The organism is Streptomyces venezuelae, from assembly GCF_008642375.1.
Lineage (GTDB): Bacteria > Actinomycetota > Actinomycetes > Streptomycetales > Streptomycetaceae > Streptomyces > Streptomyces venezuelae_G.
Window position 1 is genome coordinate 6,131,271 of record NZ_CP029194.1, and the last position, 23,573, is coordinate 6,154,843.

Below are 23,573 nucleotides of genomic sequence, written 5' to 3' on the forward strand. Positions count from 1 at the left end.
GCGGTCAGAGCTGGATCAGGGAGTCCTTGTAGTAGACCGACGCCGTGCGCTGCCCCGGTGTCTCTCCCGAGGCGAAGCCCATGCACAGGCGGAACACGTCGGGTCGGGACGCCTGGGGGATCTGGATGGCCAGGCCCTCGGGCTCACGGAACGGCAGGGTGTAGCCGGCCTTGGAGTGGAACGTCGTGACGATGCTCCCGGTGTTCAGGTCGACCGAGGTCAGATGGGTGTTGCCTTCGCCCGGCGGAGATATGACGATCTTGGGCGTCGACGGGTCGTCGTCGTGGTCCTGTGTGTAGCCGTAGGAATTGCCGTGCAGCATGTACAGGTACTGCCCGGCCACCGCGTATCCCTGGAACGACGGCTTGCCGTAGCGGTTGCGGTCGACCGAGATCGCGGGCTCGGCGATCTCCACCAGCGGAGTGCCGAAGTCCCCCGCGCGGGCCTTGGCCAGGTCGTAGATCCGGTAGTGCATCCCGTTCAGGCTGTACCGGACCACCAGCCGGTTGTTGACCGGGTCGATGCTCGCGGTGTTGTTCACGCTGCCCGGGACGGGGGTGAACTTCTGGAGCGAGGTGCTGGTGGCGTCCAGCGGCGTGCTGGAGGAGGTGAACTTGAAACGGCACAGCCGCCGGCCCCGGCTCGTCTCGTTCGCGGTGTCCTGGACGGCATCGACCTCGGTCCACAGGTAGGTGCTGGTGCCGGACGGCTCGACGCCGAATCCGACGCCGTGCCCGAAGCCGCGCAGATACATGTAGCCCGTGATCCGGCCGGTGCCACCGCCGTCCGCGGCGTCGGCGCCGAGGGTCCACTCGGTGATCGCGAGGTCGCCGTGCAGATCGCGGGTGCCACCGGAGAGGGGCGCCGACTCCCCCGCCAGCTGACGGCCGCCGCCGATGACCTGGGCGTAGTAGAGCCTACGGTTGACGTTGTCGAACCCGATGGACTGGATGACGGTGCCCTCGTGCAGGGCCACCTCGCGGAAGTAGGCCGGGCCCGTGTTGCCCTCGACCCTGATCAGCGGGGACGCCGGCAGACCGTCCGCCGCGCTCGCGGGCCCGGCTCCCGCTCCGATGCCCGCGACGGAGAGTGCGGCCACGCCGCTCAAGGAAAGGAAAGTGCGCCGATTCAGCTGAAGATCGCTCATGTTGCTTTCCATTTTCGAAGGTAGGCGAAACGGAAGCATCCTGTCAGGCGGCCGAAGCCCCGGCGACCCTGGGCGATCCTGCCGGTCCACCTCGACCCGATCGGATCCGATCGTCATCTGACCTTCCGTCAGAATGGAACGTGTTCTAGTCTGCGGCGCATGGGCATCGCCATCACGCACGAACAGCGGGAGCTCGCCCGATCCGTCCGCGGCTGGCTCACCCGCGCCGTACCTCCCGAAGAGGTCCGCAAACACCTGGACGTCCCCGACGCGGCCGCCGGCCGGCCCGCCTACTGGGACGCCGCCGTCGGGCAAGGGCTCCTCGGGCTCCACCTCCCCGAGGAGCACGGCGGCGGGGGCGGCGGTCTCGGAGACCTCGCCGTCGTCGTGGAGGAGGCCGCCCGGGCGCTGCTGCCTGGGCCGTACCTCCCCTCCGTCCTCGCCGCCGAGGTCCTCCACCGCGCCGGACAGCGGGAGTTGGCCGCCTCGGTCGCCGGCGGGGAGCGGATCGCGGCCGTCGCCCTCGGCGGCACCGGCAGCCTCACCGCCGTCCGCACCGCGAGCGGCTGGCTCCTCGACGGCGCCCCGCCCCCCGTCCTCGGCGGCGCCCAGGCCGGGCTCGTGATCCTCCGGGCCGCCACCGCCGATGGCTCCGTCTGGCTCGCCGTGGACACCGCCACCCTGTCCGTGCGGCCACACGAGAGCGCCGACCCGACCCGGCCCACCGGCGAGATCACCGCCCGCGCCGCACACGTCCCCGTCGCGCGCGAACTCGCCCTCGACACCGGCCTCGTACGGGACCTCGCCGCCGTCCTCCTCGCCGCCGACGCCTGCGGGACCGCCGCCCGTGCCGTCGAGACCGCCGCCGAACACGCCCGTACCCGCGAGCAGTTCGGGCGGCCCATCGGGCAGTTCCAGGGCGTCAAGCACCTCTGCGCCGACATGCTCGTCCGGCTCGAACAGGCCCGCGCCCTCACCTGGGACGCCGCCCGTGCCGGTGAGGACGCCGCCCGTGCCGGTGAGGACGCCGCCCGTGGCGGTGAGGACGAGGCCCGCTCCCTCGCCGCCGCGCTCGCCGCCGCCACCGCCCTCGACGCCGCCTACACCTGCGCCAAGGACTGCATCCAGATCCTCGGCGGCATCGGCTTCACCTGGGAGCACGACGCCCACCTCCTGCTCCGCCGCGCCGTCGTCGCCCGCCAGCTCCTCGGCACCGGCGACCACCACCGCCTCGCCGCCCTGCGGCACGCCGCCGACGGCGTCCGGCGCGGCCTCCGCCTCGACCTGCCGCCCGAGGCCGATGAGTACCGGAGAGCGGCCCGCGAGGCCGTCGCCCCCGCCGCCGGGCTCGAACCGGCCGCCGCCCGGCGCGCCCTCGCCCCCACCGGCTACGCGGCCCCGCACCTCCCGGAGCCGTACGGACTCGGCGCGGACCCGCTCCGGCAGCTCGCCGTGCAGCGGGAGCTGGAGGCGGCCGGGATCACCCTCCCCGGGCTCGGGATCGGCGCGTGGGTCGTCCCCTCGCTCCTCACCTACGGCACCCCCGAGCAGCAGGAGACGCACCTCGGCCCCACCCTGCGCGGCGAGCGGCTCTGGTGCCAGCTCTTCTCCGAACCGGGCGCCGGCTCCGACCTCGCCTCGCTCCGCACCCGCGCCGAGCGCACCGAGGACGGCGGCTGGCGGATCACCGGACAGAAGGTGTGGACGAGCGCCGCCCAGTGGGCCCACCACGGCATCCTGCTCGCCCGCACCGACCCCGCCGCCCCCAAGCACAAGGGGCTGACCTACTTCCTCGTCGACATGCGCGACACCCCCGGCATCGACATCCGGCCGCTCAAGGAGATCACCGGGGACTCCCTCTTCAACGAGGTCTGGTTCGACGACGCGATCCTCCCCGCCGACGCCGTCGTCGGCGAGGTGAACGACGGCTGGCGGGTCGCCCGCAACACCCTCGGCAACGAACGCGTCCACATGGCCGACCAGGTCGCCTTCGACACCGGCCTCGAAGCGCTCATCGAGCGGGCCGCGCAGCACGACAGCTCCGTCCGCGCCCGCGTCGGGGGCCTCCTCGCCGAGGCGCACGCCCTCGCCTGCATCGGCCTGCGCACCACCCTGCTCCAGGTCTCCGGCCTCGAACCGGGCGCGGGCGCCAGCGTCCGCAAGCTCGTCCAGACCCTCCACCAGCAGAAGGTCGCCGAACTCACCCTCGAACTCCTCGGCCCCGAGGGCGCCTTGCGCGAGGGACCCGGCGAGCGGGCGCTGCACGGAATGCTCATGTCCCGCTGCCTCACCATCGCGGGCGGCACCACACAAGTACAGCTCAATGTCGTCGCCGAGCGCCTGCTCGGCCTGCCGAGAGACTGAGACCGAGAGACGGGGAGGGACCCGCGATGACCACCAAGGCGTATGTCGTCGGCGTCGGGATGACGAAGTTCGAGAAGCCGGAGACCCGGGACTGGCAGTACTGGGACATGGCGAAGGAGGCGGGCACCGCCGCCCTCGCCGACGCCGGCATCCCGTACGAGACCGTGGAACAGGCGGCCGTCGGCTACTGCTTCCAGGCCTCCACCGCCGGCCAGCGGGCCGTGTACGAACTGGGGCTCACCGGCATCCCCGTCTACAACCTCAACAACAACTGCGCGACCGGCTCCACCGCCCTGATGACCGCCCGGCAGTTCGTCGAGGGAGGCATCGCCGACTGCGTCCTCGCCCTCGGCTTCGAGAAGATGGCCCGGGGCTCGCTCGGCGGGGGCGGGTCGGCGGGTGCCGAGGACTTCAAGAGCTCGCCGGTCGCCCGGCACTACGGCATCATGGCCGCCGCCCACGGCTTCGAGATGTCCCCGCCCACCGCGCAGATCTTCGGCAACGCGGCCCGCGAGCACATGGAGCGGTACGGGACGACCGAGGTGCAGCTCGCGGCCGTCGGCGCCAAGAACCACCAGCACTCGGCGAACAACCCCAACGCCCAGTTCCAGGACGTCTACACGGTCGACGAGATCCTCGCCGCCAGGACCGTCCACCGGCCGCTCACCAAGCTCCAGTGCTCGCCCACCTCCGACGGCGCGGCGGCAGCCCTCGTCGTCTCCGAGCGGTTCGTCGAGGAACACGGGCTGCGGGGGCGGGCGGTGGAGATCGCCGCCCAGGCGATGACCACCGACACCGGGGAGTCCTTCGCCTCCGGCTCCTGCATCGACGCCGTCGGCCGCCCGATGTCCCGGGCCGCCGCCCGCCAGGTGTACGAGCGCTCCGGGCTCGGCATCGAGGACGTCGACGTCATCGAGCTGCACGACTGCTTCTCGATCAACGAACTGCTCACGTACGAGGCGCTCGGCATGTGCGAGGAGGGCGCCTCCGGCAAGCTCGTCGAGTCCGGCGCCACCACGTACGGCGGCCGCTGGGTCGTGAACCCCTCCGGCGGGCTCATCTCCAAGGGCCACCCGCTGGGCGCGACCGGCCTCGCGCAGGCGGCGGAGCTGGTGTGGCAGCTGCGGGGCGAGGCGGGGCCACGGCAGGTCACGGGGGCGCGGGTCGGGCTCGCGCACAACATCGGCCTGGGCGGGGCGGCGGTGGTGACGCTGTTGCGGAAGGCGTAGGGCTTAGGGGATGGGGCGTCACGGGCCTCGGTGGTCGTGGGCGTAAGGGGATGGGGCGTCACGGGCCGCGGAGGTCGTAGGGCATAGGGCGTGACGGGCCTCGGCGGTCGTAGGGCGGAATGCCCATGTACGGGGCTGAGTCGGTCTGCGACCATGACATTCATGCCGCAGACCGACTCCGCCACGAGCGACACCACCCCGCCCCCCACCCTCGGCACGCCCCGCCCGTGGCTGGTCGTCCTGACCGCCTGCGCCGCCCAGTTCCTCGTCGTCCTCGACGTCTCCGTCGTGAACGTCGCGCTGCCGTCGATGCGGACCGACCTCGGCCTCTCCGAGCTCGGGCTCCAGTGGGTGATCAGCGCGTACTCGATCGCCTTCGCCGGATTCATGCTGCTCGGCGGCCGGGCCGCCGACCTCTACGGGCGGAAGGCGATATTCCTGCTAGGGCTCGGGCTCTTCACCGCCGCGTCCGTCGTCGGCGGCATCGCCCCGGAGGGCCAGTACCTGATCGGCGCCCGCGCCGTGCAGGGCCTCGGCGCCGCCCTCCTCTCGCCCGCCACCCTGACGCTCGTCACCGGAGCCGTCGAGGCCGGACCCGCCAGGACCCGGGCCATCGGCACCTGGACCGCGGTCGGTGCGGCGGGCGGCGCCGCGGGCGGCTTCGTCGGCGGCCTCCTCGTCGACCTGCTGTCCTGGCGGTGGGTCCTCCTCATCAACGTCCCCATCGGCATCCTCGTCCTGGCCGCCGCGGCGCTCTGGCTCCGCGAGGGCCGCACCGGCACCGGCAGCCGCCACCTCGACCTGCCGGGCGCCGTGCTCGTCACCGGCGGGCTCGCCACCCTCGCGTACGGCATCGTCCAGACCGAGGAGGCGGGCTGGACCGACCCGGCCACCCTGCTCACGCTCCTCGGCGGCCTCGTCCTCCTCGCCGTCTTCGTCGCCGTCGAGGCGCGCACGGCGGCCCCGCTGATGCCGCTGAAGATCTTCCGCAACCGGGCCGTGTCGGCGGCCAACGTGGCGATCCTGCTGTGCGGTTCGAGCTCCTTCGGCATGTGGTATTTCATGACGGTGTACGCGCAGAACGTCCTCGGCTACACCCCGATCCAGGCCGGCCTCGCGCTCGTTCCCAGCTCCCTCAGCGTCATCCTGGGCTCCAAGCTGGCCCCGCGCCTCATGCCGGCTCTCGGCGCCCGCAACGTCGCCGTGGCGGGCGCGCTCATCGGGGCGGCGGGCTTCGCCTGGCAGTCGACGCTGACGGCCGACGGCACCTTCCTCGGGACGATCCTCGGCCCCGGCGTCGTGATGATGGTGGGCCTCGGCCTGGCCACCACCCCGCTGGCCACGCTCGCCACCTCCCACGCGGGCCCGGGGGACGCGGGCCTCGTCTCCGGCCTGGTCAACACCTCCCGCACGATGGGCGGCGCCCTCGGCCTCTCGGTCCTCTCCACGGTCGCGGCGGCGGGTGCCCTGTCGGCCCCCGTCTCGTTCTCCGACTACTCCCTGATCGGCACCCCGGACTCGTCGTACCTGGTCCCGGGTTACGCCCTGGCCTTCCGCGTCTCGGCGGGGATACTCGTCGCGGCGTCGGTCCTGATGCTGGTCTGGCTCCCGAAGGGGGCCAAGCGCACCGGGTGACAATGCCCAGGTGATATCGATCAAGAAGAAGAGCAAGAGCAACAGCAACAGCAAGCGCAAGAACGCGGGAACCTTCAGAACGGCCGCGACAGCCCTGGCCGTCGGCGCGAGTCTGACGGTCGCGCCGTCGGCCTCGGCGGAGCCGGTCCTGGCCGTGACCACCGGCGCCCTGTTCAACGAGCCGAACAGCACCGACGCCGCCGCGCGAGGACGGATCCTCTTCCACCTGGGGGACCTCGTCGACGGCGCGGAGGCGGGATCGTCGATCCGGATCTCCCTCTACCTCTTCCAGTCGGTCTACCTGGCGAACAAGCTGGGCGACGCCCACAAGAGGGGCGTCGCCGTCCAGGTCGTCGTCGACGCCGACAGCAGGTCCACGGGGCTCGACACCCTGAAGACCCGGCTCGCGGACCCGGCGGGCAGCCCCGACTCCTGGGTGCGGACCTGCAAGCCGGAGGAGGCCTGCCTGGCCCTGGACCCGGGCACCACGGAGGCGGACCCGAACGGCACGTACGACAACGTCAACCACAACAAGTTCTTCCTGTTCTCCCGTACCAAGGGCAAGGGTGACGTCGCGGTCGACGACGTGGTGGTGCAGTCCTCCGGGAACCTCACGAGCCAGGACACCGACGACTGGTGGAACGACGCGCTGACGGTCGTCGGCAACACGGCCCTGTCCGGCGCGTACGGGCAGTACTTCACCGATCTGGCGGCAGCCGCCGCCGGGCAGAAGCCGCAGGTCGCCGACTACGCGCACGACACCCAGGCGGGCAAGGCGAAGGTCTACTTCTTCCCGAGGTCCGGCACGGACACGGTCGTCAACATCCTCGGGACGGTGGCGCCGGTCGGCACCCCGGACTCCTGCGGCGGCAACTCCACGGGCTTCGGCACGACCGACGGCCGTACGAGGATCCGCATCGCCCAGGGCCACACCACCCGCACCGAGGTCGCCCGGAAGCTGTGGGAGCTCGCCAACGCCGGCTGCGACATCGAGATCGTCTACCGGTCCCTCGACAACTGGACCGCCGACGACAAGCCCATGGGGCAGGTCGCCAACTGGCTGACCCGGCCGGTGACGGGCAAGGGCCGGATCACCCTGCACCAGCTCGACAACGACAAGCGCGGCGGCTCCGACTCCCACACCAAGTACCTGCTGATCGAGGGCACGTACTACGGGGGCGTGAACAAGAAGATCGTCTTCACGGGCAGCCACACCTACACGACGACGGCGCTCCGCTACAACGACGAGACGCTGCTCAAGTACGAGGACGCGGCGGTCTTCGACGCGTACGTCAAGAACTTCGAGGCCCAGCGGACGGCGGCGCAGACCGAGGGCCTGTAGGCGCGCCTGCGGGCCCCGTCGTCCCTGCAGCCACCCCTGCCGACGTGCCGCCCGCACCGCCTCCGTGCGGTTGCGGGTGGACGTCTTGCCGATCACCGAGGACAGGCGGTCGCGGACGGTGGACTCGGAGAGGTGGAGCCGCGCCGCGACGTCCGCGATCGTCGCCCCGTCCACCGAGGCGGCGAGGGCCTCCCGCTACCGGCCCGTCAGCGGGTTCGGCCCCGCGCCGAGGTCGGCGGCCGCGAGGGCCGGGTCGACGACCGTCTCGCCCCGGAGGACCTGCCGGACCGCCTCGGCCAGCTCCTGCACGGGCCCGTCCTTCACCAGGAACCCCGCCGCACCGGCCTCCATCGCCCGGCGCAGACAGCCGGGGCGGCCGAAGGTCGTGAGGATCAGGACCCGGCAGTCCGGCACCTCGTCGCGCAGCGCGGCGGCGGCGTCGAGCCCGCTGCGCCCGGGCAGCTCGATGTCGAGGACCGCCACGTCGGGCCGCGAGAGCAGCGCGGCGTCCACGATCTCGTCGCCCCGCCCGACCTGCGCGACGACCTCGATGTCGGGCTCCATCCCGAGCAGCAGGGCCAGCGCCCCGCGCATCGTCCCCTGGTCCTCGGCGAGGAGGACTCTTGTACACCTTGCTGGGCGGTGGTCCTGCGGCATCTCGTCCACGAAGAACAGCGTAGGACGGATGGCCTGTTGGGGCGCCCCCAGAAGGCCATCGGACGACGGTGGGCTTGCCGACTATCTCCTTGGTCGGCAGTTCACTGCCACCGAGCCGCCGGAACCCGGGCAGAACTCTGCTCTGGTGGGCTGCACTTGATCGTCCAGCGCGTCCGAGGGTGGCTCGTCGCGCTGGTCGCCACCGCCGGCGGGGCAGGCCCGGGTGTCGAGCACGGGGGCAGGGGCGTCGGGGCGTGGCATCACCTCAAGCTCGCCACTTGTTTCGACAGGCAGTTGAAAGGGGAACGTGAATTCTTCTGCCGACGTGCGTGTGCATCCATGTAGGGGGACACTAAAACCGTGCTCCGCGCCTAGGAGGCATTCATGGGTGGTGAGCCTGCGGCGGAATCACGAGGAAGTAGGATGCGGACCCACATCGGCTGGTGGGTAGGCATCTGTTCGGCAGTCATCGGCATCTTGGCCTTCTTCCTGACGCGATGCGAGAGCGGGGCCCCGAGTCTCAGCGAGTGGCGAGCCAAGGCGGATGCGATCTGCGAGCAGGAGTTTCCGGGCGTTCTTCAGAAAATGCGTGCTTCGGACGAGTCTTTTCTTTCGCTCATACGGAAGACCAATCCCGTGCAAACTGATCGAAACGCTGCGTCGGACGCGGCACAGGAGGTCTCCGCGTCCATGCGGCACCTTGTGGGGAGCTGGCGCGCACTGGAGCAGCCAGACGAACAGCGAAGCGAGATCGATAAACTTCACTCAGCCGGTGCCGCTTTCAGTGAAGCGTACGCGAGCTTCTCGTCGGCAATATACCTCGACGAATATCAGGATGAGGCATACGGAGAGCAGGAGACCGCCGCAATCAACGCTCTCAGTCATCAGGTGGATGTTCTGAAGCTGAAGGAGTGCAAGGGGCAGGTCGGTAGTCCGGAAGACGAGGGCGTGATAATCGTCCCCTGACCGCCACGGTGGCAGGGGTGCTGTGGACCTGCACCGGGATCGGGCTGATGCGCCGGGCCGTACGTATCGACACCGAGGTCGTCGGGGTGCGGGAGTGCGAGGACATGGACGGCGGCGCGCACTTCTACCCGATGATGCTCTTCACGCCGCCGGGCGGCACACCGGACACCGCCGGGCGGCGCACCGGTCCGGGGGGAGACGCACGCCCGCATCAACGAGTACACGCCTCCGGACGCGATCAGCGTGTACTACGGACCCGCCGTCCCGAGACGTTCAGTGAGAGTTCGTGGACCGAACTCCTCGGGGGAATCGTCCTGCTGGCCTGCTTCGGCCCCTGGCGGACGTCGGCCTGTGGTGGCTCATCCGCTGACCCCGTCCCGTCCGAATGTCCTGGAAGGCGGTCCGGGAGGACTGTGCTGACGGCTCGTCAGCTGGGTGGCGCGGGGAGGGTTCCCAACTCTCCACGCCTCGGCTATACATGAGATCCACCGACCTAGAACGCGTTCTAGAACGGCCGCGTCCGGGACGGTCCCGCACGGCCTCGGTGCGACCGACGGTGCGGACGGTCGCATCGAGGTCTTTCCCCGCCACCTCGCCCACGAGGAACTCTCGCCCACGAGGAGCAGCAGCCCGATGCCGATCGACCCCGCCAAGGCCGTCGCCGCCGAACCCCGCAGCGCCGAGATCTCCTGGGACCACAAGGACGTCCAGCTCTACCACCTGGGACTCGGTGCCGGCGTGCCCGCGACCGACCCCGACGAGCTCCGCTACACCCTGGAGTCCAGGCTCCACGTCCTCCCCAGCTTCGCCACCGTCGCGGGCGCGGGCATGGGGGTCGTCGGGGGGCTCTCCGCCCCCGGCATCGACATCGACCTCGCCGCCGTCCTGCACGGCGGCCAGTCGGTCACGCTCCACCGGCCCGTCCCCGTCAGCGGCCGCGCCGTCTCCACCTCCCGCGTCGCCGCCGTGTACGACAAAGGCAAGGCCGCCGTCCTCGTCCTGCGCAGTGAGGCCTCCGACGCCGACGGCCCGCTCTGGACCAGCGACGCCCAGATCTTCGTCCGCGGCGAGGGCGGCTGGGGCGGCGACCGCGGGCCCTCCGAGCGCCTCGCGCTCCCGGACCGGCAGCCCGACGCCACCGTCGAGCGCCCGATCCGCGAGGAACAGGCCCTGCTCTACCGGCTCTCCGGGGACTGGAACCCGCTCCACGCCGACCCCGACTTCGCCAAGCTCGCCGGCTTCGACCGGCCGATCCTGCACGGCCTCTGCTCGTACGGCATGACCCTCAAGGCCGTCGTCGACACCCTGCTCGACGGGGACGTCACCCGGGTCCGCTCGTACCGCACGCGTTTCGCCGGGATCGTCTTCCCCGGCGAGACCCTGCGCCTGCGGATGTGGGCGGACGAGGGCCGCGTCCAGGTGGCGGTCACCGCCGCGGAGCGCGACGACGCCCCCGTACTCGCCGACACCGTCGTCGAACACTCCTGATCCGTAGATCCGTACCGATTGGAGCCGCACCCATGCGCGCAGCCGTACTGCACGAGATCGGCCAGGACAAACTCGAGGTCCTCGACGACGTCGAGGCGGTGGGCTTTGGGCCCGGGAAGGTACGGATCCGCGTCCGGGCCACCGGCCTCTGCCACTCCGACATCTCCGCGATGAGCGGCGTCCTCCCGCAGCCCGCCCCCTTCATCCCCGGCCACGAGGGCGCGGGCGAGATCCTCGACATCGGCGACGGCGTCACCCACCTCACCCCGGGGCAGCGCGTCCTGCTCTGCTGGCTGCCCGCCTGCGGCACCTGTCCCTCCTGCAAGCGCGGCCAGACGCAGCTCTGCCTGGCAGGCTTCATGAACGCCGGCACGCCCAACTTCAAGCGCCCGGGCGGGGACCTCTTCGGCTTCGCCGGCACCGGCACCTTCACCGAGGAGGTCGTCGTCGACGCGGGCTGCGCCGTGCCCATCCCCGACGACGTGCCCTTCGACATCGCGGCCCTCATCGGCTGCGGCGTGACCACGGGCCTCGGTGCGGCCATCAACACCGCGAAGGTGGAGGCCGGTTCGTCGGTCGCCGTCATCGGTTGCGGCGGCGTCGGCATCTCCGCGATCCAGGGCGCCAAGCTCCAGGGCGCCGCCCAGATCATCGCCGTCGACCCCGTCGAGTCCCGGCGCGAGGCCGCGCTGCGCTTCGGCGCCACCGAGGCCATCGCGCCGGACGCGCTCGCCGACGCCAAGCAGCGGATCACCGCGGGGGAGGGCTTCGACTACGTCTTCGAGGTCGTCGGCAAGTCCGCCACCGCCCGTACCGCCTACGACACGACCCGGCGCGGCGGCACCCTCTGCATCGTCGGCGCGGGCGCGCTCGACGACCACCTCCAGCTCAACATGTTCGAGCTGTTCTTCGACGAGAAGCGGATCCTGCCCTCCATGTACGGCGGCGGGGACGTGCTCACCTCGTACGAGCGGACCATCGCGCTCTGGCGGGCCGGCCGTGTCGACCTGGAGTCGCTCATCACCCACCGCGTACCGCTGGCGGGGATCAACGAGGCACTGGAGCAGATGCGTACGGGCGCGGCACTCCGCACCTGCATCGAGATCTGAGAGGACTGCTGCGAGATGTCACTCCCTCTTGAGGGCCTGAGCGCGATCGTCACCGGCGCGGGACGGGGGCTCGGCCGTGCCGAGGCGCTCGAACTGGCCCGGCTCGGCGCCGCCGTCGTCGTCAACGACTACGGGCAGGCCGGCCGCGACGGCTCCGGAGAGGCCTCCGCCGCACCCGCCGAGGAGGTCGCCGCGGAGATCCGCGCGGCCGGCGGCCGGGCGGTCGCCCACCTCGGCGACGTCTCCGACTTCGAGACGGCGCGGGGTCTGGTCGACCTGGCGGTGGCCGAGTTCGGGAAGCTGGACATCCTGGTCAACAACGCGGGCATCCTGCGCGACCGGATGGTCTTCTCGATGAGCGAGGACGAGTGGGACTCGGTCGTACGGGTCCACCTCAAGGGCCACTTCAACACCACCCACTTCGCCGCGGTGCACTGGCGGGGACGGTCCAAGGCGGGGGAGACCGGCGTCTACGGCCGGATCGTCAACACCTCCTCCGAGGCCTTCCTCGCCGGCTCGGCCGGCCAGCCCAACTACGCGGCGGCCAAGGGCGGCATCGTGGGCCTGACGACCTCCTCGGCGCTCGCGCTCGCCCGGTACGGCGTGACGGCGAACGCCATCTGCCCCCGGGCGCGCACCCGCATGACGGAGGACGTCTTCGCCGGCTTCGCCGAGCCGGCGGCCGAGGGGGACCTCGACCCGCTGTCCCCGGAGCACGTGGCGCCGCTCGTCGGCTACCTCGCCTCCCCGGCGGCGGCCGGGGTCAACGGCCAGCTGCTCGTCGTCCACGGCGGGATGGTGGCGGTCGTGGACCGGCCGAAGGTGTCGGCCAAGTTCGACACGGCCAAGGAGGCGTTCACGTACGAGGAGCTGGACTCCGTGCTGACCCCGCACTACGCGTCCCGGCCCGCGGGCGAGACGTTCGCCGCGGCGGAGGTGCTGGGCCTGAAGAAGGGCTGACAGGGGAGGGACAGGGGGAGGGGCAGGGGGAAGGGGCAGGGGGGAAGCGGCACGGGGAAGGTGGGGAACGGCGATGGGCCCCGGGGAGACCCGGGGCCCATCGCCGTGCTCACTGGACCGCTTGCTGGACTGCTCGGTCACTGCCCGTCGGGTTCGCGACGGTGGCGGCCGTGCGGCGAGGACGTCGAGTCCTCCGCCGGCGAGGCCTCACCACGGTGCCTTCCGGAGCCGTTCGGCTCCTTACCCTCCGTGCTTGCTTCCGACATGCTGGAACTCACCCCGTATGAATCGGTCTTTCGGTGTCGCTGTGCAACCAGAGAGTTTAGTGATGCGGACCGACAAGGAGGGAACGGTTCAGCCCGCGGGTCGACGGTCCGTCAGCGGGGCCTGCTGCAAGGGCACCGGGCGGCACACCCGGGGCTCGTCGACGGCCACCGCCACCGGTACCGGCTCCGGCTCGGGCGGAGCCTCCAGGTCCGCGAGGCCGCACGGCGCCCCGGCCGTCGCGTACGGCAGGCGCAGCACGCCCTGAGCCGTCCACAGTCCCGCGCCGGCCAGCCAGCCCGCGGGCGCGGCCGACTGGACCAGCCGGCGCGACGAGGGCTCCCAGGTCCCCACCCAGCTCCCGCCCACCGCGTCGATCCGCAGCGCCACCGAGCAGCTCTCCGGCATCAGGACCTGACCCGGCTGCACCGCGAACGGCGTCACCGCCGCGTCGTCGAGCCTCAGGCACTCGGGGAACCGCACCGGCAGCAGGCTGCCGAGCACGCCCCAGCCGAGCCGCTCGCGCCCCGGCGACGGCGCGTCGGAGCCGATGAGGAGCAGCCCGCTGTCCGGGGCGGCGAGGAGCAGCCGGTCGTCGCTCTCCTCGGTGATCTGGAGCAGCGGCGTCACCTCGCCGCCCCGCTCCAGGTCGACGGCGACGGCCTTCACCGGCCCGTCGTCCAGGCGCCGGTCGAGCGCGAGCATCCGGCCCGTACGGTCGAGCCACACCCCGCCCGTGCAGTGGCCCCTGACCTCGGCGACCTGCTCGGGGCCGAAGGCGCCGCCGGCGACGAGCCACAGCGTCGTCGTGTCGGGGCCGGCGCACATCGCGTAGGCGCAGATCCCGTCCGGCGAGGGCGGCAGCAGGACCAGCCGCTCGGAGCCGGGTGCCTCGACCGCGCCGAGCTGGAGCTCGCCGGTGGCCGGCCCGGTGGGGTAGAGAAGCGAGAACGTGTTCCGCCGCCCGTCCACGCGGCGGGCGACGAGGACCCGGCCGTCCGCGAGGGGCAGCAACTGGGTGTGCGGCTCCTCCGGCTGGCCGAGGGGGAGCGGGACGGCGTACGGCTCGGGGCCGTCGAGCGTCCACCGCTCCACGTACAGGGCGTCACCGGCGCCCGCGAGCCTGGCCGCGTACGCGCCGTTGGCCGTGATCGTGAAGCCGGCCGAACCGGTGGGGTCCTTGTCGCGGTCGTCGTCCTCGGCCGCGGTCTCGATGGCACACGCTGTCATCGACTCGTCACCTCCGGCCACGAAGCTAGTTTTCGCACTTCCTGCCGAACAACACGAGCCCGGTCACTTCACACATAAGGGTGGTCGTCCGGCGGTTCGGCCGTCGGGGAGGGGGTGCCTGTGCTGGAGTGACCCGTGATGAGTAAGGTAAGGCGAGCCTAAGCGGAGCCTGTGGCTCCGGTGTGGACGCGCCCGTATCCCCGTACAGAGCCACGTACAGGAGCCTTCTCATGTCCTTCCGCCGTCGCGGCACCGCCGCCGCCGTCGCCCTCGCCGCCGCGCTCTCCCTCGCGGCCTGCGGAGGAGGGGACGGAGGGTCCGACACCTCCGCGAAGCAGGACGCGACCAAGAAGAAGGACGTCGCCACCGGCGGCAAGGACTTCGGCGACGCCGCCGCCAAGACCGCGGCCATGGGTACGGACGCGAAGCCCGGCCAGTTCCCGCGCACGCTCACCCACGCCCTCGGCACGACCGAGCTGAAGGCCGCCCCCAAGCGGGTCGTCGTCCTCGACGTCGGCGAGCTCGACAACGTCGTCTCCCTCGGTGTCCAGCCCGTCGGCTACGCCCCCTCCGAGGGTGACGACGGCATCCCCGGCTACCTCAAGAAGGACGCCGGCGCCCCGAAGTCCGTCGGCACCATCAACAACCTCAACCTGGAGGCCATCGCCAACCTCCAGCCCGACCTCATCCTCGGCAGCCAGCTCCGCGCCGCCGACAAGTACGACGAGCTGTCGAAGATCGCGCCGACCGTCTTCTCCATCCGCCCGGGCTTCACCTGGAAGGAGAACTACCTCCTCAACGCCGCCGCGCTCGACAGGACCGCCGAGGCGAAGACGAAGCTCTCCGCCTACGAGGCGAAGGCGAAGCAGCTCGGCACGGACATCGGTACGGACAAGCCGACCGTCTCGATGGTCCGCTACCTCCCCGGCAAGATCCGCCTCTACGCCAAGGCGTCCTTCATCGGCACCATCCTCGAGGACACCGGCCTGCCGCGGCCCGAGAACCAGCGGATCGACGAGCTGGCCGCCGAGATCAGCCCGGAGAAGATCGACGACGCCGACGCGGACTGGATCTTCACCGGCGTCTACGGCGACGCCAAGGCCACCAAGAAGGACGCCGCCCAGACCAACCCGCTCTGGAAGAACCTGACGGCGGTCAAGTCCGGCCAGGCCAAGGACGTCCCGGACGAGACCTGGTACCTCGGCCTCGGCGTGACCGCGGCGAACAGCGTCCTCGACGACCTGCGCGGCTACCTCGTCAAGAAGTAGCCGACGGGAGCGCCTCGTGCCGCGACACGGGTCACGAGGCGCGCTCCCGCCCTCCTGCCCGAGACCGCGGCAGCCACCCATTGAGCAACCCCGACGGCGCCCGGCCACCTCCGCGAAAGCGGCGCCGGTTTAGGCGCACAAGGCGGCCAGGTAGCCTTTCCTCCGTGCCCCGTCTGTCTGAAGTCATCGCCGCGCTCGACGCTCTCTGGCCGCCAGAGCGAGCCGAGTCGTGGGACGCCGTCGGGACCGTCTGCGGCGACCCCGACGCCGAGGTCGGCCGCGTCCTCTTCGCCGTCGACCCCGTCCAGGAGATCGCCGACGAGGCGATCGCCCTCGGCGCCGACCTGCTCGTCACCCACCACCCGCTCTACCTGCGCGGTACGACGACGGTCGCGGCCGGCCACTTCAAGGGCCGCGTCGTGCACGACCTCATCAAGCACGACATCGCCCTCCACGTCGCGCACACCAACGCCGACACCGCCGACCCCGGCGTCTCCGACGCCCTCGCCGGCGCGCTCGACCTCCGGGTCACCGGCCCCCTCGTGCCCGAGAACAACCTGGGCCGGATCTGCGAGCTCGACCACCCCGAGACCCTCGCCGAGTTCGCGGCCCGCGCCGCGAAGCGGCTGCCCGCCACCGCGCAGGGCATCCGGGTCGCCGGCGACCCCGACATGATCCTGCGCCGCGTCGCCGTCAGCGGCGGCTCCGGCGACGGCCTCTTCGACGCCGTACGGGACGCGGGTGTGGACGCCTTCCTCACCGCCGACCTGCGCCACCACCCGGTCTCCGAGGCCACCCAGCACGCGGCACGGTCGGCCGGGCCGCTGGGTCTGGTCGACGCCGCCCACTGGGCCACCGAGTGGCCCTGGTGCGAGCAGGCCGCCGCCCAGCTCGACGAGATTTCCGACCGCCACGGCTGGGACCTCCGCGTCCACGTCTCGAAGACGGTCACCGACCCCTGGTCCTTCCACCACACCTCCCCTGGAGCCCCCAACTGAACGCCGCGCCCGCCGACCAGATCCGCCTCCTCGACGTCCAGGGCCTGGACGTACGACTCCAGCAGCTCGCCCACAAGCGCAAGTCGCTCCCCGAGCACGCCGAGATCGAGTCGCTGACCAAGGACCTCACGCAGCTGCGCGACCTGCTCGTCGCCGCGCAGACCGAGGAGAGCGACTGCGGCCGCGAGCAGACCAAGGCCGAGCAGGACGTCGACCAGGTCCGCCAGCGCGCCCAGCGCGACCAGCAGCGGCTCGACTCCGGCGCCGTGTCCTCCCCGAAGGACCTGGAGAACCTCCAGCGCGAGATCGTCTCCCTCTCCAAGCGTCAGGGCGACCTCGAGGAGATCGTCCTCGAGGTCATGGAGCGCCGCGAGTCCGCCCAGGAGCGCGTCGCCGAGCTGACCGAGCGGGTCTCCGCCGTCCAGGGCAAGACCGACGACGCGACCGCCCGGCGCGACGCCGCCCAGGCCGAGCTGGACGCCGAGTCCGCCTCCGTCACCAAGGAGCGCGAGCTCGTCGCGGGCTCCGTCCCGGCCGACCTGCTCAAGCTGTACGAGAAGCTGCGCGAGCAGCAGGGCGGGGTCGGCGCGGCGCGGCTCTACCAGCGCAAGTGCGAGGGCTGCCACATCGAGCTCAACATCACCGAGCTCAACGAGGTCCGCGCCGCGGCCCGTGACGCCGTCGTGCGCTGCGAGAACTGCCGCCGGATCCTGGTCCGCACCTCGGAGTCCGGCCTGTAATGACCACGGCACGCGAGCTGATCGTCGAGGCGGACGGCGGCTCCCGGGGCAACCCGGGGCCCGCCGGTTACGGGGCCGTCGTCCTGGACCCGGTGACGGGCGAGACGCTCGCGGAGGCGGCCGAGTACATCGGCGTGGCGACGAACAACGTCGCCGAGTACAAGGGCCTGGTGGCGGGGCTCACGGCGGCCCGGGCGCTCTTCCCGGACGCCACCGTCCACGTCCGCATGGACTCCAAGCTGGTCGTCGAGCAGATGTCCGGCCGCTGGAAGATCAAGCACCCGGACATGAAGCCGCTGGCGGCCGAGGCGGGCCGGATCTTCCCGGCGGGCCGGGTCCGCTACGAGTGGATCCCGCGCGAGCTGAACAAGCACGCGGACCGGCTCGCCAACGAGGCGATGGACGCGGGCAAGCAGGGCCGCCAGTGGGAGCCGTCCGGCTCGACGGCCGCGCTGGACACCGTCGCCGCGCGCAACGCCGCGGCCCTGCCGCCGTCGGGCCCGCCCGGCGACGCCGCCGCGGGCGCGGCGCGAGCCCGCGCGGCCCTGGCGCCGCGAGCGGGCGGGACGCCGGCGTCCGCAGGGGCAGGGACCTCCGGGGCCGGGGCGTCCGGTTCCGCCGGGCAGGCCGAGGACGGCCTGTTCGCCCACGACGAGGCTCTCGCGGCCCAGGCGCGCGCCGCCCTCGCCTCGGCCGCGTCGCACGAGTCGGCGCACGCGGAGGCGACCGGCGACTTCGAGGCCGAGGCGGCCGCGAACTCGCCGACGGGCCGCGCCGCGCGTGCCCACGCGCCGTCTGCCCCGCCCGGACCTGCCGGGGCACCCACCGCCGCGTCCGTCCCGTCCGAGGGCGGCACCATCGCTCCCGCCGCCGCGGCGCAGGCCGCCCCCGCCTCCGCCGCGCCCCAGCAGGGCTGGACCGGGCCCGACATGGGGGCGCCGGCGACGTTCGTCCTGCTGCGGCACGGCGAGACCGCGCTCACGCCCGAGAAGCGGTTCTCGGGCAGCGGCGGCACCGACCCCGAGCTGTCGGCGGCCGGGCTGCGCCAGGCCGAGGCCGTCGCCGCGGCGCTCGCCGCGCGCGGCACGATCCAGGAGATCGTCAGCTCGCCCCTCACCCGCTGCCGCCAGACCGCCGCAGCCGTCGCCGCCCGCCTCGGGCTCGACGTCCAGGTCGAGCGCGGGCTGCGCGAGACCGACTTCGGCGCCTGGGAGGGCCTGACCTTCGGTGAGGTCCGCGAGCGGTACCCGGACGACCTGGACGCCTGGCTGGCCTCCCCGAAGGCCGCGCCGACCGGCGGGGGCGAGAGCTTCGCGGCCGTCGCCCGGCGCGTCGCCGCGACCAGGGACCGGCTCACCGCCGCCCACGCGGGCCGCACCGTCCTCCTCGTCACCCACGTCACCCCGATCAAGACCCTGGTCAGGCTCGCACTCGGCGCCCCGCCGGAGTCGCTGTTCCGGATGGAGCTGTCCGCGGCCTCGATCTCGGCGGTGGCGTACTACGCCGACGGCAACGCGTCCGTACGACTCCTCAACGACACCTCGCACCTGCGCTGAAGGGGCCGACCTGCTCAAGGGCGGGCCCGGAGCGCCGCCGCGCCGCGGGCGAGGGCCTCGATCCGGGTCCAGTCGCGGGTCGCGAGAGCCTCGGGCGGCAGCATCCACGTACCGCCGACGCAGCCGACGTTCGGGAGGGCCAGGTAGGCGGGCGCGGAGGCCAGGGAGACGCCGCCCGTCGGGCAGAAGCGGGCCTGCGGGAGCGGGCCCGCGAGGGACTTCAGGTACGGGACCCCGCCCGCCGCCTCCGCCGGGAAGAACTTCATGTCCCGCACGCCGCGTTCGAGCAGGGCCACGACCTCCGAGGCCGTCGCGACGCCCGGCAGGAAGGGCACGCCGGACTCCCGCATCGCGCCGAGGAGCCGCTCGGTCCAGCCGGGGCTCACCAGGAACCGGGCCCCGGCGTCGACCGCGTCCGCGACGCCGGCGGCGGAGACCACCGTGCCCGCGCCGACGACCGCCCCCGGCACCTCGGCCGCGATGGCCCGGACGGCGTCGAGCGCGGCGGGGGTGCGGAGGGTGACCTCGATCAGCGGGAGGCCGCCGGCGACGAGGGCGCGGGCCAGGGGGACGGCGTCGGCGGTCTCCCCGATCACCACCACGGGGACGACAGGGGCTTCCGGGGCAAGGTCGAGCACGCTCGTCATGGGCATCATCGTGCCCAGGGCGAGCGTAAGACGCAACGGGCGTTGCGCAGGGTGCAACGGGTCAGTGGATCTCGTCCACCAGCACGTCCAGCGCCCCCGCCTTGCCACCCTCCTCCACCACGTACCCCAGATCCCGCAGCGCCACGGCCAGCTCCTCCGGCGAGCCCGGTTCCGCGCCGGCCTCCAGGAGGCTCCGGACGATCCGGCCCTTCGTCGCCTTGTTGAAGTGGCTGACCACCTTCCGGGTCGGCGCGTGCAGCACCCGCACCGTCGCCGTCCGCGCCGCCACCTCGCCCTTCGGCTTCCACGCCGACGCGTACGCCGACGAGCGCAGGTCCAGGACGAGCCCGTCCCCGGCCGCCTCCGGCAGCACCGACGCCATCGCACCCCGCCAGTGCGCGCCCAGCGCGCCGAGCCCCGGCAGCTTGACCCCCATCGAGCAGCGGTACGACGGAATCCGGTCCGTCACCTTCACCGCGCCCCACAGCCCCGAGAACACGAGCAGGGACCGCCCCGCGCGCTTCCGGGCCGCCGCGTCCAGCGTCGCCAGACCCAGCGCGTCGTACAGGACCCCCGTGTAGACCTCGCCCGCCGGGCGCGCGCCCGCCGTCCGCAGCTCGACGTTCTTCGCGACCTCGCCGCGCAGGCCCTCGCTCAGCCCGAGGACCTCACGCGCCTTCTCCTCGTCGGCGGCGCACAGCTCGACCAGCTCGTCCAGGACCGCGGCCCGCGCCTCCGCGAGCCCCGGCAGGGACAGCGCCTCCGGCTTGAGCGGCGCCCCGCGCCCCGAGGAGGCCTTGCCTTCGGAGGGCGGCAACAGCACGAGCACGGTGGTTCTCCTTCGTCCGTACGGGGGTGGGGGTGCGGCCCCGGCTGACCAGCGTACGAGGTGCCGGGCCCCCTCCCGCGCCATACGCTCGGTCCATGCCACGCCGCCACATCCACGTGACCGGCGCAGCCGAGGCTCCGCTGCGGGCCGCCCTGCGCGCACTCCGTACCGAGCTCGCGATCCCCGACGCCTTCCCGCCCGCCGTCCTCGCCGAGGCCGAGGCCGCCGCGAAGAACCCCCGGCTCCCCGCGTACGACGCCACCGACCTGCCGTTCCTCACGATCGACCCGCCCACCTCCACCGACCTCGACCAGGCCATGCACCTGGCCAGGCGGGCCGACGGCGGCTACCGCGTCCACTACGCCATCGCCGACGTCGCGGCCTTCGTCACGCCGGGCTCCGCGCTCGACGCCGAGGCACACCGGCGGGTCCTCACCCTCTACTTCCCCGACGGCAAGGTCCCCCTCCACCCCGCCGTCCTCTCCGAGGGCGCCGCCAGTCTCCTCCCCGGCGAGCCCCGCCCCGCGCTGCTCTGGCGCATCGACCTCGACTCCGAGGGGCGCAGGGTCGCCACCGACGTCCGCCGAGCCCTCGTCCGCAGCCGCGCCAAGCTCGACTACGCGGGCGTCCAGCGACAGATCGACTCCGGCACGGCCGAGGAACCCCTCGCGCTCCTCCGGGAGATCGGGCGGCTCCGCGAGGCCCTCGAAGCCGAGCGCGGCGGGATCTCCCTCAGCGTCCCCGAGCAGGAGATCGTCGAGAGCGACCACACCTACTCCCTCGCCTACCGGGCACCGCTCCCCGCCGACGGCTGGAACGCCCAGATCTCCCTGCTCACCGGCATGGCCGCCGCCGACCTCATGACCGCCGCCGGCACCGGCATCCTGCGCACCCTGCCCACGGCCCCCGACGGCGCCGTCGCCCGGCTGCGCCGCTCCGCGCGGGCCCTCGGCGTCGACTGGCCGCACCACGTCTCGTACGCGGACGTCGTCCGCTCCGCCGACCCCGTGAACCCGCGTCACGCCGCCTTCCTCCAGGAGTGCACCACCCTCCTGCGCGGCGCCGGCTACACCGTCTTCACCGACGGCCACATCCCCACCCCGGCGGTGCACGCCGCCGTCGCCGACGAGTACACGCACTGCACCGCACCGCTGCGGCGGCTCGTCGACCGGTACGCGGGCGAGCTGTGCGTGGCGGCGGTCGCGGGGAACGAACCGCCCGAGTGGGTGCGGGCCGCGCTCCCCGGGCTCCCCGACGAGGTGGCGGCGGGCAGCCGCCGCGCCAACACCGTCGAGCGCGAGAGCGTCGACATCGTCGAGGCGGCGCTCCTGAAGGAGCGGGTCGGCGAGGTCTTCGACGCGTACGTGATCGACGTGAAGGAACGTGAACCGGCCGTAGGCACCGTCCACCTGGAGGACCCGGCGGTCGTCGCCCGCATCGCCGGCGGCACCTCCCGCCTGCCGCTGGGGGAGTGGCTGCGGGTCAGGCTCGCGGAGGCGGACCCGGGCTCGGCGAAGGTGCTGTTCGCGCCCGCGTGAGCGCGTCGGCCAGGGCCTTGGGGTCGTCGGCGTGGACCCGGACGATCCGTACCGGCCGGGGCGCGCCGAGCAGCCGGGGCGCGTCGACCGGCTCCGTCAGCTCGATCGTGAGGGAGGTCTGCGAGCCGACGGCGAGGTTCAGCTCGCCGTCGGTCTTCTCGTGCGAGAAGAGCGACTCGCGCCGGACGGACGCGATCAGGCCGAGCGGTACGCGGACGTCGACGTGGGCCGCCTGCCGGAGGCGCAGGACGTCACCGGTCAGGACGTGCGGGCGGGTCACGGAGGCCGCGTGCAGCCCGAGGACGAAGAGCACGGTGCAGACGTCGAGGACGAAGACGATCGCGTGGACGACGGGCCAGTCGGCGAGCAGATACGACACGCCGACGGTCTCGACGAGGCAGACGAAGGCGAAGCCGTGGAAGAGCGCGGCCTGGTCGCGGGCGTGCGGGAAGACGCCGTCCGCGCCGGCGACCCCGTGCGGCCGCCGCGCGGCCCACCGCACCAGGCTCGTCATCAGCCGCAGCTCGTGCCCGACGAGCCGCAGCACGGCCTCGGGCACGAGCTCGGCGACGGCCTCGCGCGCGGAGAGACCGCGCCGCCGCAGCCGGAGGAGGACGAGCCCGGTGACCGTCAGGAGGGTCACGGTCACCACCTCGGTGACGGCGAGGACGGCTCCGGGTATCCGCACCCCGGCGACGAGGCAGACGGCGAGGACGACCTCGACGGGCAGCGCGGCGTACGCGACGAGCCGCAGCACGCGCAGGACGGGACGAAGCCGGTCGTCGGAGCCGCTCATCGGTCCTCCCCCTGTCGCTGCTGGTGCTGGTGCTGGTCGTGGTGGTGCTGCTGGTCGTGGTGCTGCCGGTCCCGGACGAGGCGGAGCGCGAGGCGGACGGCGGCGGACTGGGCGGGGGCGAGGTCGCCGAAGAAGGCGTCCGCGAGCCCGCTCGTCCCTTCGGCGGGCAGCTCCATGCCGACCTCGTCCGGCAGGCAGGCGGCGAGCACCCCGGCGGCCTCGGCCACCCGCGGGTCGTCCGGCTCCGCCCCGGCGAGGGCGTCGAGCCGCGCGTACACCTCGTGCGCGTACTCCGTCGTCCCGTGCAGCAGCCCGATCAGCCGGGCCCGGTCCTCGTCCGGGACGACGGTGTCGAGCAGGGCGAGGATCTCGCGGTCCTTCGCCGCCATCGGCGAGTCGGGCGCCGGGCCGAGCCCCGCCAGGAGCTCGCCGAGCTCCGCCGAGACGGGCCCCTCGGCGGGCAGCAGCCCGTCCCGCGCGCGGCCGAGCAGCGCGCGGAGCCGCTGCCGCCGCTCCCGGATGACCGCCTCCTGCCGGGCGAGATCCTCCTCCAGCTCCTGCAGCACCTCCACGAGCCCCCGCCCCTCGTCGTCCGCGAGCACACCGCGCACCTCGTCGAGCCCGAGCCCCAGCTCGGTCAGCCGCCGGATCCGCGCGAGCAGCACGGCGTCCCGGATCCCGTACTCCCGGTACCCGTTGGCCCGCCGCGCGGGCTCGGGCAGCAGCCCGGACTGGTGGTAGTGCCGCACGGCCCGCGGGGTGACCCCGACGAGCGCGGCGATCTCGCCGATACGCATGGCCCCAGTAGAA

The 23,573-nt window shown here is 72.9% G+C and carries 19 protein-coding genes and 1 pseudogene; 13 read left to right on the forward strand and 7 right to left on the reverse strand.

What is annotated here, in order from left to right; genetic code table 11:
- Positions 1 to 4 precede the first annotated feature (4 nt).
- On the reverse strand, positions 5 to 1,099 hold the full coding sequence (locus DEJ46_RS28130; protein ID WP_223835159.1) for a teichoic acid biosynthesis protein C: 1,095 nt from the start codon (positions 1,097 to 1,099) through the stop codon (positions 5 to 7).
- A gap of 207 nt (positions 1,100 to 1,306) precedes the next feature.
- Between DEJ46_RS28130 and DEJ46_RS28135 the strand changes: the two genes are divergently transcribed.
- The 4 genes from DEJ46_RS28135 to DEJ46_RS28150 all read left to right on the forward strand — a co-directional run bounded on the left by DEJ46_RS28135 (position 1,307) and on the right by DEJ46_RS28150 (position 7,717).
- Complete coding sequence (locus DEJ46_RS28135) at positions 1,307 to 3,511, forward strand: acyl-CoA dehydrogenase (protein WP_150270765.1); 2,205 nt, start codon at positions 1,307 to 1,309, stop codon at positions 3,509 to 3,511.
- Between the two features lie 26 nt (positions 3,512 to 3,537).
- Positions 3,538 to 4,740: a lipid-transfer protein gene (locus DEJ46_RS28140; RefSeq protein ID WP_150270766.1), complete on the forward strand. Its 1,203-nt coding sequence runs from the start codon at positions 3,538 to 3,540 to the stop codon at positions 4,738 to 4,740.
- Between the two features lie 153 nt (positions 4,741 to 4,893).
- Positions 4,894 to 6,375: an MFS transporter gene (locus DEJ46_RS28145; protein WP_190622935.1), complete on the forward strand. Its 1,482-nt coding sequence runs from the start codon at positions 4,894 to 4,896 to the stop codon at positions 6,373 to 6,375.
- Positions 6,376 to 6,385: 10 nt separating this feature from the next.
- Entirely contained in the window at positions 6,386 to 7,717 is a 1,332-nt protein-coding gene (locus DEJ46_RS28150; RefSeq protein ID WP_150270770.1) for a phospholipase D family protein, read from the forward strand.
- A 27-nt stretch (positions 7,718 to 7,744) separates the two neighbouring features.
- Here the strand turns inward: DEJ46_RS28150 and DEJ46_RS28160 are convergent.
- A pseudogene (locus DEJ46_RS28160) lies at positions 7,745 to 8,374 on the reverse strand (response regulator); the annotation flags it as partial.
- Between the two features lie 423 nt (positions 8,375 to 8,797).
- Here DEJ46_RS28160 and DEJ46_RS28165 point away from each other — a divergent pair.
- The 4 genes from DEJ46_RS28165 to DEJ46_RS28180 all read left to right on the forward strand — a co-directional run bounded on the left by DEJ46_RS28165 (position 8,798) and on the right by DEJ46_RS28180 (position 12,897).
- The gene (locus DEJ46_RS28165) at positions 8,798 to 9,340 is read left to right on the forward strand and encodes a hypothetical protein (protein WP_150270773.1); all 543 of its coding nucleotides are present in this window, start codon (positions 8,798 to 8,800) and stop codon (positions 9,338 to 9,340) included.
- Positions 9,341 to 9,973: 633 nt separating this feature from the next.
- Complete coding sequence (locus DEJ46_RS28170) at positions 9,974 to 10,828, forward strand: MaoC/PaaZ C-terminal domain-containing protein (RefSeq protein ID WP_150270775.1); 855 nt, start codon at positions 9,974 to 9,976, stop codon at positions 10,826 to 10,828.
- A 32-nt stretch (positions 10,829 to 10,860) separates the two neighbouring features.
- Positions 10,861 to 11,937 (forward strand): Zn-dependent alcohol dehydrogenase, encoded by a 1,077-nt coding sequence (locus DEJ46_RS28175; RefSeq protein ID WP_150270777.1) that lies wholly within the window; start codon positions 10,861 to 10,863, stop codon positions 11,935 to 11,937.
- Positions 11,938 to 11,952: 15 nt separating this feature from the next.
- Entirely contained in the window at positions 11,953 to 12,897 is a 945-nt protein-coding gene (locus tag DEJ46_RS28180; protein WP_150270779.1) for a 3-oxoacyl-ACP reductase, read from the forward strand.
- Positions 12,898 to 13,251: 354 nt separating this feature from the next.
- On the opposite strand, the gene DEJ46_RS28185 is transcribed toward DEJ46_RS28180, so the two are convergent.
- Positions 13,252 to 14,391: a hypothetical protein gene (locus tag DEJ46_RS28185; RefSeq protein ID WP_150270781.1), complete on the reverse strand. Its 1,140-nt coding sequence runs from the start codon at positions 14,389 to 14,391 to the stop codon at positions 13,252 to 13,254.
- A gap of 230 nt (positions 14,392 to 14,621) precedes the next feature.
- Between DEJ46_RS28185 and DEJ46_RS28190 the strand changes: the two genes are divergently transcribed.
- The 4 genes from DEJ46_RS28190 to DEJ46_RS28205 all read left to right on the forward strand — a co-directional run bounded on the left by DEJ46_RS28190 (position 14,622) and on the right by DEJ46_RS28205 (position 18,953).
- Entirely contained in the window at positions 14,622 to 15,659 is a 1,038-nt protein-coding gene (locus DEJ46_RS28190; protein WP_150270783.1) for an ABC transporter substrate-binding protein, read from the forward strand.
- A gap of 164 nt (positions 15,660 to 15,823) precedes the next feature.
- Positions 15,824 to 16,657, forward strand: coding sequence for a Nif3-like dinuclear metal center hexameric protein (locus DEJ46_RS28195; protein WP_150270785.1), 834 nt, complete (start codon positions 15,824 to 15,826; stop codon positions 16,655 to 16,657).
- Positions 16,654 to 17,397, forward strand: coding sequence for a zinc ribbon domain-containing protein (locus DEJ46_RS28200; RefSeq protein ID WP_190623276.1), 744 nt, complete (start codon positions 16,654 to 16,656; stop codon positions 17,395 to 17,397). Before DEJ46_RS28195 ends, DEJ46_RS28200 begins: the two co-directional genes overlap by 4 nt.
- Entirely contained in the window at positions 17,397 to 18,953 is a 1,557-nt protein-coding gene (locus tag DEJ46_RS28205) for a bifunctional RNase H/acid phosphatase (RefSeq protein WP_150270786.1), read from the forward strand. The genes DEJ46_RS28200 and DEJ46_RS28205 overlap by 1 nt, the downstream gene beginning before the upstream one ends.
- 14 nt (positions 18,954 to 18,967) lie before the next feature.
- Here DEJ46_RS28205 and eda read toward each other — a convergent pair whose 3' ends face one another.
- Both eda and yaaA read right to left on the reverse strand, forming a co-directional pair.
- Entirely contained in the window at positions 18,968 to 19,600 is a 633-nt protein-coding gene (gene eda, locus DEJ46_RS28210; RefSeq protein ID WP_150270788.1) for a bifunctional 4-hydroxy-2-oxoglutarate aldolase/2-dehydro-3-deoxy-phosphogluconate aldolase, read from the reverse strand.
- 61 nt (positions 19,601 to 19,661) lie between these two features.
- Positions 19,662 to 20,429, reverse strand: coding sequence for a peroxide stress protein YaaA (yaaA, locus tag DEJ46_RS28215; RefSeq protein WP_150270789.1), 768 nt, complete (start codon positions 20,427 to 20,429; stop codon positions 19,662 to 19,664).
- Between the two features lie 95 nt (positions 20,430 to 20,524).
- Between yaaA and DEJ46_RS28220 the strand changes: the two genes are divergently transcribed.
- A complete protein-coding gene (locus DEJ46_RS28220; protein ID WP_150270791.1) occupies positions 20,525 to 21,967 on the forward strand; it encodes an RNB domain-containing ribonuclease in 1,443 nt (480 codons plus the stop codon).
- On the opposite strand, the gene DEJ46_RS28225 is transcribed toward DEJ46_RS28220, so the two are convergent.
- On the reverse strand, positions 21,912 to 22,763 hold the full coding sequence (locus DEJ46_RS28225) for a hypothetical protein (RefSeq protein ID WP_150270793.1): 852 nt from the start codon (positions 22,761 to 22,763) through the stop codon (positions 21,912 to 21,914). The genes DEJ46_RS28220 and DEJ46_RS28225 overlap by 56 nt on opposite strands.
- Positions 22,760 to 23,560 carry a MerR family transcriptional regulator gene (locus DEJ46_RS28230; RefSeq protein WP_150270795.1) on the reverse strand — a complete coding sequence of 267 codons (801 nt, stop codon included), beginning with the start codon at positions 23,558 to 23,560 and terminating at the stop codon, positions 22,760 to 22,762. The genes DEJ46_RS28225 and DEJ46_RS28230 overlap by 4 nt, the downstream gene beginning before the upstream one ends.
- Between the last annotated feature and the right edge of the window lie 13 nt (positions 23,561 to 23,573).

Bases quoted from the DNA above. Each gene is read 5' to 3' on its own strand.
- DEJ46_RS28135 (WP_150270765.1), top strand. From the start codon at position 1,307: ATGGGCATCGCCATCACGCACGAACAGCGGGAGCTCGCCCGATCCGTC.
- DEJ46_RS28140 (WP_150270766.1), top strand. From the start codon at position 3,538: ATGACCACCAAGGCGTATGTCGTCGGCGTCGGGATGACGAAGTTCGAG.
- DEJ46_RS28145 (WP_190622935.1), top strand. From the start codon at position 4,894: ATGACATTCATGCCGCAGACCGACTCCGCCACGAGCGACACCACCCCG.
- DEJ46_RS28165 (WP_150270773.1), top strand. From the start codon at position 8,798: ATGCGGACCCACATCGGCTGGTGGGTAGGCATCTGTTCGGCAGTCATC.
- DEJ46_RS28170 (WP_150270775.1), top strand. From the start codon at position 9,974: ATGCCGATCGACCCCGCCAAGGCCGTCGCCGCCGAACCCCGCAGCGCC.
- DEJ46_RS28175 (WP_150270777.1), top strand. From the start codon at position 10,861: ATGCGCGCAGCCGTACTGCACGAGATCGGCCAGGACAAACTCGAGGTC.
- DEJ46_RS28180 (WP_150270779.1), top strand. From the start codon at position 11,953: ATGTCACTCCCTCTTGAGGGCCTGAGCGCGATCGTCACCGGCGCGGGA.
- DEJ46_RS28185 (WP_150270781.1), bottom strand. From the start codon at position 14,391: ATGACAGCGTGTGCCATCGAGACCGCGGCCGAGGACGACGACCGCGAC.
- DEJ46_RS28190 (WP_150270783.1), top strand. From the start codon at position 14,622: ATGTCCTTCCGCCGTCGCGGCACCGCCGCCGCCGTCGCCCTCGCCGCC.
- DEJ46_RS28205 (WP_150270786.1), top strand. From the start codon at position 17,397: ATGACCACGGCACGCGAGCTGATCGTCGAGGCGGACGGCGGCTCCCGG.
- eda (WP_150270788.1), bottom strand. From the start codon at position 19,600: ATGACGAGCGTGCTCGACCTTGCCCCGGAAGCCCCTGTCGTCCCCGTG.
- DEJ46_RS28220 (WP_150270791.1), top strand. From the start codon at position 20,525: ATGCCACGCCGCCACATCCACGTGACCGGCGCAGCCGAGGCTCCGCTG.
- DEJ46_RS28225 (WP_150270793.1), bottom strand. From the start codon at position 22,763: ATGAGCGGCTCCGACGACCGGCTTCGTCCCGTCCTGCGCGTGCTGCGG.
- DEJ46_RS28230 (WP_150270795.1), bottom strand. From the start codon at position 23,560: ATGCGTATCGGCGAGATCGCCGCGCTCGTCGGGGTCACCCCGCGGGCC.